The organism is Bacteroides cutis (genome assembly GCF_900241005.1).
Lineage (GTDB): Bacteria > Bacteroidota > Bacteroidia > Bacteroidales > Bacteroidaceae > Bacteroides > Bacteroides cutis.
The window spans coordinates 547,830-557,396 of the sequence record NZ_OEST01000003.1 but is presented as its reverse complement, the minus strand read 5'-3'; the positions used below and the strand labels follow the sequence as shown (position 1 = coordinate 557,396).

General features: G+C 33.7%; 8 protein-coding genes. All 8 read right to left on the bottom strand.

What is annotated here, in order from left to right:
- Window positions 1-155: 155 nt before the first annotated feature.
- Window positions 156-1,133 carry an MraY family glycosyltransferase gene (locus C1A09_RS09675; RefSeq protein ID WP_101543420.1) on the bottom strand — a complete coding sequence of 326 codons (978 nt, stop codon included), beginning with the start codon at window positions 1,131-1,133 and terminating at the stop codon, window positions 156-158.
- Between the two features lie 13 nt (window positions 1,134-1,146).
- Window positions 1,147-2,049, bottom strand: a complete 903-nt coding sequence (locus C1A09_RS09670) for an NAD-dependent epimerase/dehydratase family protein (RefSeq protein WP_101543417.1) — start codon at window positions 2,047-2,049, stop codon at window positions 1,147-1,149.
- Between the two features lie 3 nt (window positions 2,050-2,052).
- Window positions 2,053-3,231, bottom strand: coding sequence for a CDP-glycerol glycerophosphotransferase family protein (locus C1A09_RS09665; protein ID WP_101543414.1), 1,179 nt, complete (start codon window positions 3,229-3,231; stop codon window positions 2,053-2,055).
- A 2-nt stretch (window positions 3,232-3,233) separates the two neighbouring features.
- Complete coding sequence (locus C1A09_RS09660) at window positions 3,234-5,051, bottom strand: aminotransferase class I/II-fold pyridoxal phosphate-dependent enzyme (RefSeq protein WP_101543411.1); 1,818 nt, start codon at window positions 5,049-5,051, stop codon at window positions 3,234-3,236.
- Complete coding sequence (locus tag C1A09_RS09655; protein ID WP_101543409.1) at window positions 5,039-6,301, bottom strand: glycosyltransferase family 4 protein; 1,263 nt, start codon at window positions 6,299-6,301, stop codon at window positions 5,039-5,041. Before C1A09_RS09655 ends, C1A09_RS09660 begins: the two co-directional genes overlap by 13 nt.
- Before the next feature lie 549 nt (window positions 6,302-6,850).
- Window positions 6,851-7,483, bottom strand: coding sequence for a CatB-related O-acetyltransferase (locus tag C1A09_RS16640; RefSeq protein ID WP_101543407.1), 633 nt, complete (start codon window positions 7,481-7,483; stop codon window positions 6,851-6,853).
- Window positions 7,484-7,494: 11 nt separating this feature from the next.
- Window positions 7,495-8,328 carry a motility associated factor glycosyltransferase family protein gene (locus tag C1A09_RS09645; protein WP_101543405.1) on the bottom strand — a complete coding sequence of 278 codons (834 nt, stop codon included), beginning with the start codon at window positions 8,326-8,328 and terminating at the stop codon, window positions 7,495-7,497.
- 9 nt (window positions 8,329-8,337) lie between these two features.
- On the bottom strand, window positions 8,338-9,531 hold the full coding sequence (locus tag C1A09_RS09640) for a glycosyltransferase family 4 protein (RefSeq protein ID WP_101543403.1): 1,194 nt from the start codon (window positions 9,529-9,531) through the stop codon (window positions 8,338-8,340).
- Window positions 9,532-9,567: the final 36 nt, after the last annotated feature.

Here is a 9,567-nt window from a genome sequence, read left to right as displayed (position 1 = left end):
CATTTTTAATTAAACTACTTTTTCAATTCTCGTTTCGTTGATCAACGATGCAAAGGTGAGAAGATAGAAGGGCATAAACAAAGAAAACAGCCCAAAGAAGGCTGTTTTCTGAAAATGATTTATAATAGACTGATAAACTGCAAATTATCAGATTACTACTTTAAACATTTAAGATACTCCTCATGCAAATAGTAATATTTCCTCTTAAACCATACATACACAACACACAATACCGGCAATACCATCATAAAATAAATCCAATGATTCATCGGCAATAAAAGCAACCCGAACGAAACCACCGACTGTAAACACATATATATGATAGAAACCACCACATGCGGTATCTTCAACTCATTTGCCATCAACTGGTAGACATGCTTACGATGAGCCTCACCGATATTTTCATGCAATAAAATACGATGGATAATTGTCAGCACACTATCCACTCCATACACAGCCAACAGCAGGATATAAGTAAAGTCCCTCGTCAGCAAAATCAACTTGCCCAAAGCAAACAGGATAATGAATGCGATACCAACACTGCCCACATCACCGGCAAAGCACTTCGCTTTCTTACGGAAATTAAAGAAATTAAAAACCAGTACACCCAGCAATACCACTATCAAAAAGCTGTTCTCCACAAAACACAACTTTGAGTTCAAGTAGATCAATGGAAAAAGTACCGCCAAACTATATCCTCCTGTGATACCATTGATGCCATCCATAAAGTTGTACGCATTGATGATACCCACACACAAAATCAACGCAACCACAATCATCCACCAACTCTCAGGGTTCAGAATGCCAAAATCCTGGAACATCAACAACATGGCGACAAACTGTACCACCAGCCTGATCCGGTTCGACACACTATGGATATCATCTACGAAACTGATACCCGTAATGCCTGTCAAACCTGTCAAAAACCAAGGATAAACCACTCCAAAGAAAGCAGCCCAAATCCATACACTTGCCAAGAAGATGATACCCCCGCCACGGAGGGTGATACTCGTATGCGAACTTCTGAGATTCGGCTTGTCAATGATGTTACACTTATCGGCAATCTTAAAATAAAAAAGTTCCACCCCGAAGAGCAGAACTAAGATTATTAAATAGGTAATACAAATGTTCATAATTAGTAAATTCTTATATCTTATAATTCTCCAATACGTCCAATGGTTCCCAATTAAGTTCCTTACGTGCTTTCTCATTACTAAAAGTAAGAGATGTCGTTATTTTCTTCAGTTTTAAAGAATTGAAAGGAGCCCATTTCCCAAAGCAATCACCTACTAAAGCCATTAGTCTAGCAATCCCAAAAGGAATAGAAACAGGCAATCTTTTTTTACCAAGTTGACGACAAATGATCCATTCAAGCTGTCTGAATGAAGGCTGATTACTATCACAAACATTATATATACCTCCTTTTTCCACAAGTAGTGGAATCAAATTTGCAATATCCTGCACCATTAACACACTTTTTTTAGCTTTACCACCGGCAATACTCAGATATTTACCTGTTTTAATACCATCCACCATAGCACCAAGATTACCAGGAGCATTTGGTCCTGCTATGAGGGAAGGACGAATAATACTTAATATTACATTATTCTTTCCACACCAATCTTGAAGATATTCTTCAGCCATAAGTTTACTTATAGCATAAGGTGTATAACCATTAACAGGATGGTTTTCTGTAATATTTTCACCAAAATCACAACCATATACAGCTACAGTTGAGATAAATATCAATGCCCTTGGAATAGTATTAGCTTTCTCTAAGGAAGTGCAGAGATTTTTAGTACCTTGCAAATTTACATCATAAAATAACTTTTTATCAGTCTCCTTCTTAGGTATCACATGCGCTTTACCAGCAGCATGTAATACAACATCATATGTTGAGTTTAATATTGGTATTTCTTTAGCTAAATTTATTTTAATATCATCAATATCTGTCAGTCCTACCGTTGTAACCTCATATATTTTTTCTAAAAAAGGCTTCACATTCTTTCCCAAGAAGCCAGAAGCTCCTGTAAATAATAATTTTTCCATAACTTATTTACCAAACATATAATGCACACAAGCCTCTGTTGCATGTCCACCGATATTAGTAAATACATTCTTTACCATATCTCTTGTTTTCTTACTCTGCTCTTCATAGTTCATATTTTTAATGAGTTCAACTACATCATGTTCATCCTTTTGTACACCATTAGGCATATCTCTGCCCGGATCAAAGTAGAGACCACGCTTCTTACGATATATCTCAAGATCATAGGCAAAACATATAATGGGACGTTCAAGAATAGAGAAGTCACCGATACAAGCTGAATAGTCAGAAATCAAAATATCACTCACCTTATATATATCATTAATGTCAGGATAACTACTGAAATCCAAAATGAAATCGTTAAATTCAATACCAAGTAATTTATTGGTATAGGCATGAGTGCGTAACAGTAATATATAATTTTCTTTTAGTTCTTTCTCCCAATATTCTACATTGATAGGAGGCTTAATTTCATATGTAGTACCCATATCTGTACTATCACGCCAAGTAGGAGCATACATAACAATCTTCTTATCAAGAGATAACCCCATCTTCTTTTTCAGTTCAATAATTTCAGCTTTAGTTGTCGTATACAAGGTGTCGTTACGAGGTAAACCTGTAGGAATAAATGCTTCATCTCTAACCCCTAGTGCCTGTTTCAAAATTGAGCGATGATAATTGCTCTCATAACAACAAAAGTCCACATTACTCCAGTCATAATCCTTACGTCCCCCTGCATCATTACCTATACAGTTAAACGACACACCATGCCAAGTATTCATATACAACTGTTCCTTCTTTTTGAAGTGTAAACTACGCTCAATGTTCACACAAGCAATCCAATATTTAGCCTTCAACGCCATCTTAAAATAGGCCCATGTATCTGATTTTACCCTAATAGGATTACCGCGTAATTTTGTATGTTCCGGATCCTCCAGAACCCATACCATTTTCAGATGTTTAAGTTCAGAATGATTAATCATATATTCATAAATTGCCCGAGGACTATCATTATATTTACGAGTATGCCCACTAAATAACACCATATCATTATCAATAGAAATAAACTTACCACAAATACGTAAAATAAAACTGGCGACAATATTAAATATTCTATTAACGATATAATTATGTTTTAACCAATAATCTAGTCTGGCTCTTATCTTCCGCATTTTCCGTTCCATAATTATAGAGATTTAAATGCATTTACCAATGCATCATTATCTTTAGCATCACGTACAGCGATACGAATCATATTTTTACCTTTTAAGGCCTTCTTTGTACTACAATCCTTTATAAGAATATTGAAGCGATTTAAGAGTATTTGGGTTAACTCGCGAGAAGTAAATTTTTTTATATCCACCTCACACATTAGAAAATTAGCCTGACTTGGTATCACACGTAAATAAGTTACCCCCCTCAAACGTTCCACAAAACGTGTACGTTCAATGATAAATTTATTACAAGCCTTCTTATAGTCCTTTTCATATTTATTAAAAATTTGCATATAAAACTCTGCAAACGAATTGATATTCCAAATAGAAACATCTTTTTTTATACAATTGATAAGTTTCACATTGCTTGAAGCAAGTATACCAAGACGTAATCCAGGTACACCATAACTTTTTGAAATACTTTTCACAACAACAAGATTACTATATTTAGCAAGAATACTATTATGTAACAAACTACTATTCTCCCAATCTTCACTAAAATCTACAAAACTTTCATCAAGGATAAGCATTATGTTCTGTGTTTGGCACCATTCTACAAGTCTTAATACATCCACAAATGGAATAAAGTTACCAGATGGATTATCGGGGTTGATCACGAGCAATTGTTTAATAGCCTTATCACCATAAAACTCAATAAGATCTTGTACAGTATAACTGTAATCCCAACTCATCGGAACATACTGAACAATATCTTCTGTTTTCTTACGATGTGGATATTCTTCAAAAGTTGGATAAATTATACCGATTTTACCATCTTCACGTTCCATCAGACTCTTAATTAGTTCTGCAGCTCCATTACCAACAACAACATAATCCTGCCTAATATTAAAACATTTACTTGCCAACAGACAATTAACAAACATACCAGAGGGGTATCCAGTTAGTAAACGATCAAAGTTAGCCTGTAATTCGTCACGCATTCTAGATGGTGGAAAAAAAGGATTGACTAGATAACAAAAATCAAGCATATTTTCAAAACGCCAGTAACCACCATAACGTTTCATGTACTTACCAAGCTTTTCACTTTCATTTGCAAAAATGGTTTCCGCAATATCCTTATCCTGTATATCGTCAATCTCATACCAAGGCAAATTTCCAATAGGTTTTGCTTTTAGTTCATCAATATTATTGATAAGGGTAATTACACGAAGCACCTGTTCGTAATACTCATTATTTCCAAGGGCTTTTACGTATGCATCGAGAAAAGGTATGTACCTTTGTCGACAGAATTCCTTTGAGAACTTATATATGTTAACTGTTTTGTAATAGGAAGCAATATCTCCATAGCGAAACGCTTGCTTAGGAATGAAGTTCACAATATTGTTATCTTGATCTATTCGTACCATCGTACCATCCATCCAAGCCTCATACTTAGCTACCAATGCTAGATTTGGATATGAATCCTCTACCAACAAATCAAACATTTTGTCATCTACGATAAGATCGGACTCAATCAACAATGTGTCATCTTCCACCATTTGTTCCTTAGCAAGTGACAACGAATAGATATTATTAGTTTTATCATACACAGGATTATTGATGAATTCAATTTTTATTTTATCATTATAGCGCTCACCAATATAGTTAATCACATTTTGCCCTCTGTAACCAACCACAATAATTACCCTTGTTAAGTTCATCTTAGAGAGTTTCATCAAGAATCTATCAATCAGTTTTACACCATTTATGGAAAGCATACACTTCGTGTTATCTTTGGTATATTCACCAAGTCTACGCCCCATTCCAGCAGCTAAAATTATTGCTTGCATAAATTATTATTTCGTTTATTATATTCCTCTATCACTTCCACACAGGTATTCACTAAAATAGGAAGATTTACTTTTCTAGAAAAATACTGCATTGAATATTTAAAACCTCGTTTACCCATCTCTTGTAATTGTTTTTCTGAAAGAATATAAGCCATCTTCATACAACGAGCCACATCATTAGCATCTTCGGGCAGAGCGACCCATCCTGCCTTCGCATTAATCACACACTCGGCAGTATCACTCTCCTTGTCCACACTAGCCAATATAGGCTTGGCAGAGAACATATAGGCAGGTAACTTACTTGGAATGGATGATATCGCAAATCCCTTCTTCACTGGTAAACACAAAACATCTGCCTTATCTTGAATACTAGGTACCATACCAGCCGGCACATCCCAAAACTCAATGTTACAATTAGTATATCGCTTAGCCTTATCTATTAACGCCTCCTTTGCAGAACCAGAACCAGCTACCACCAGACGTGCATTAGACAATTGCGCAATCTTTAGTGCATCAAATAACACCTCAATACCTGCCAAAGGTCCCACATTACCTAAATACATAAAAGTAAAAGGAGCACAACAATTTAAATCTTCATTTAATGTTGCTTTCGCCTCTGTAAATGCAATAAACTCATCCTCGTTTTGCCAATTTCTGACTACTACAAACTTCTTTTTCGGTAGACAGCGTGTTACACTCAGTTGCTCTACCATCTTATCAGAAATAGTGTGAATTTTTGCAGCATGAACCAATGTATAACGGTCTATTGGTCCCAACAGTTTCATAACTAACCACTGTAACAACTTTATCTTTGGTAACTTTGAAGCTAAAGATTCAGGATATATGTCCTGAACAGGAGTGATGTATGGAATTCCATAACGACAAGCAACTTTCGCCACCATATTTACCCCCCATAGATGCCAAGCGTCATTAAATACAAAATCAATTTCATAATGATGCTTATCTATATAGTCTGCACAAATCTTTCCCATACTAATCGTCTCCTTATATCTTCCAAACAAAGAAGACTCTGCACAAATATATGAATCTATTTCAACCACCTTAAAAGGGAATTGACTATAGTTATAAATCGGCATCTTAAACCCTTTGGGACGTGTTGGCTTTGGACGCATTACCATCACATCATACCTTTTAGCTAATTCTGTTGCCAGTTGTGTCAATAAATTTGCTGAAACAATAGGTTCTGGATAAAATACTCCAGCAACCATTAATATTTTTTTTCTATTCATTTTATTTTTCCTCTAATACACGTTTCTTAAGGAATTTTGCAGGATACCGCGCCACTACCGTCCATGATCTAACATCTTTCAATACTAGCGAACGTATACCAACCACAACATAATCACCAATTGTCATTCCATATTTACAAAAACCTCAGCAGCACCCCAAGCGTATCCGCCGATTGTAATAGGAGCTGTAACTAATAATCTGAAATATAGCGGCTTGCCGTACAAAGTATCGTACCCTGTGAAATTGTAGTATAAGCCTTCATTGTTATTATGGCTACATTGTAACAATCCACTCTATGTACAATACATGCATATTTCTCCACTATGAGATTAACGGGATAATATATATATTCGCACCCGAATATATTTTAGTAGTTTTATCTACTTTAGCACTAAATAACCTTAACTAAAAGTGTATCCATCTCTACCCAATTCTACATGGTATCAGTTTTATTAGAGTCAAATTTACCACTTTCCACAACATCCTTAAAATCCGATGCTTATACGAGAAATAAGAAGTTCTATAATTATTATTAGACAGCATTAAATTTATATCCTTTCCAAAATATCATCTGAAATAGGTTTTTGAAATAACTCTATTACATCTTTAAGTTGTTCATCCGAACGATTCCACCACTTAGATGCAAGCAATATTTCTATTGTTCTTTCGTCAAACCGATATTTTATAACTCTTGCTGGAACACCTCCCACTATTGCATAAGGAGGAACATCTTTAGTAACAACAGCACCTGCGGCAACTATTGCTCCATCACCTATAATCACCCCCCCCATTACCATTACTCGACTACCAATCCAAACGTCATTACCTATTATAATCTTCTTATATGGATTACTAATAACATTTTCACTAATCCAACTATGCTTCGTACCATTATACTTCTCTGTAAACAAAGAAGAAGTTGATAAAAAGCTAAGGGTGTGAGTTCCCATTCCGATGGCAGTTTGTTCACCAGATATTGAGCAAAAATTACCGATTTCAGCACATATAATTCTCGCGTTTCTTCCAACATAAGAATATTTTCCAATCTTAGAACGAAAAATTTTTGTAAAACTGTAAATTTGTGCTCGTTTATCTATTTCCGATACATTATCAATCTGAACCAATAATGAAACAGCAGGATTAAAAATATTTTTTAAAAAACCAATCAAGTAAGCAATCATAAATAATCAATTTAGGCCCAAGGAAGCTCAACTCTTAAGTAAGCATCTATCAAACTTCCTTTGGTAGCATTATAGATTATCGCGCCTTTTCTATTAGCGAGGATTTGCAGCTTTTCATGATAATAAGCCGCGTGTGCATAACATAAGAGATCTTGTGAAAGACTTAAAGTTTTTTCTTCATCACTATCATTATAACAATGAAGAGGTTTTTGAGTGGTAAACGAATTAAAATCACAACCTAAAAGATATATCTCTTTATATCCAGCTAATATTGATATCAATATAGCAAAAGATACAACATTTCCTGAAACAGGCATTATTTTCGAAAGATCATAATCCTTATTCGGATGGAATTCACCTCTAAAAGTAGACATGAAATAAATTCTTTTCATATCATATTTCTTTAAGAATTCAGCATGATTAACCTTGGAATTGAAAATAAATATTGTACCTTTCTTCTGATATATATCCATTGCAGACATAACATTTTCCTGTTCTTTAGTAGTTTTTTCAACATCATCATCAATCCAAAGATAATAGGTAGGAATAAACGATGGATATTCATCAGCAAGTTTATAAAAATTATTTACAACCAACGAATCACCATCAATACTTGTCAAATCTACATTCTTTAAAGAAGGCCCCAAAGCGCAAATATACATTCTCTTACCCCCATTCTCTTTTTTGACTAATTCATTATTTTTCTTAATCACAGTATATAACGAATGATCCTTAAAAAAATAACTAACTCTTTTCCACAAGCCTAAAATATCTATTCCGAATGAAAGATAATTAAATTGTAAGTTTACCTTTCTAAATCTTTGATCATTATTTACATAAATCATATTTTATCTTTATTTATTATTTAACACCTTATTATAAAAAGCAGCATATTTATCTGTTACAAATTTCCAATCTACATCTTTACGTGACTTACGATCAGGATTTCCTCTTTGTATCCATTTGATCAAATCCTCTGAATCAAGATGATCTATATCCAAAATATAATACACATCAATATTATTAACATTTGTCGACACAGTGTTTTTAATTTTTTTATTTACAATAGTTCTTATTCCCGTAGAATAAGCTTCCATTTCACTTAATGCTTGTCCTTCCATTGAACTTAGATGAGCATAAATATCCGCAGCAGAATAAAATTTGAATAATTCATCACTATTGATACTACCAAAACATTTCACTTTCGACGATAAACCATGATTCTTAATGTAAGTCTCAATTAATACCCTATCAGGACCTTCTCCCAATAGCCAATATTGATAATCAAAATCTATATTCTCCAAAATCTTAATGAAATCCAACTGTCCCTTTCTTTTTTGTAAACTCGCAACAGTTATAAATACAACAGTACTCTCTTTTACATCCAATCGTTTACGCATCATAGCTCTTTGTTTAGAATCATAATGATACAGATTTGTATTAGTTCCATTAGGTATTATAGCAATTCTATTATTGGGAATATGTAACAACTTCTTCATATAATATTCACATTCTTGCGAAAGCCCTGTAAAATAATCACATTGCCTTACAGATGTCCTTAGAAAATCACCATATTTTTCATCTTTCGAATTAGGCCTATAAAATATACCATGCATGGTATTAATTATCGGGATATGTGTATTATTTGCAAAAAAAACTGCCGGAACTTCTGTTGTATGAACATGAATTATATCAGGCTTAATATTGGTTATATGTCGCCTAATATTTACTTTAAAAAATTCATATCGTAAAGGAGATACATGACATTCATTTATATACACCTTAAATTCCTTATATACTTTAAATGGATGAAATATAATATCTACAATAATATCAAAAAAGAGCCACTTAAAACCATTATATTGATTCAAAAAAGAAGACAACTTCTTCGCTTTTTTATTTGATATATTTGTGGAACTTATATATAAAATAATATCTTTAGTCATGTGTTGCATCATTTCATACGCAACTTTACAGACTCCTGTTGTATAAGATCCTCCAACTTCTTTGGGCAAAGGTGCAATCATTAAAACTTTAATTTTTCCCATAATAACTAAGTATTTATAGAAATATTAAGAATGTGA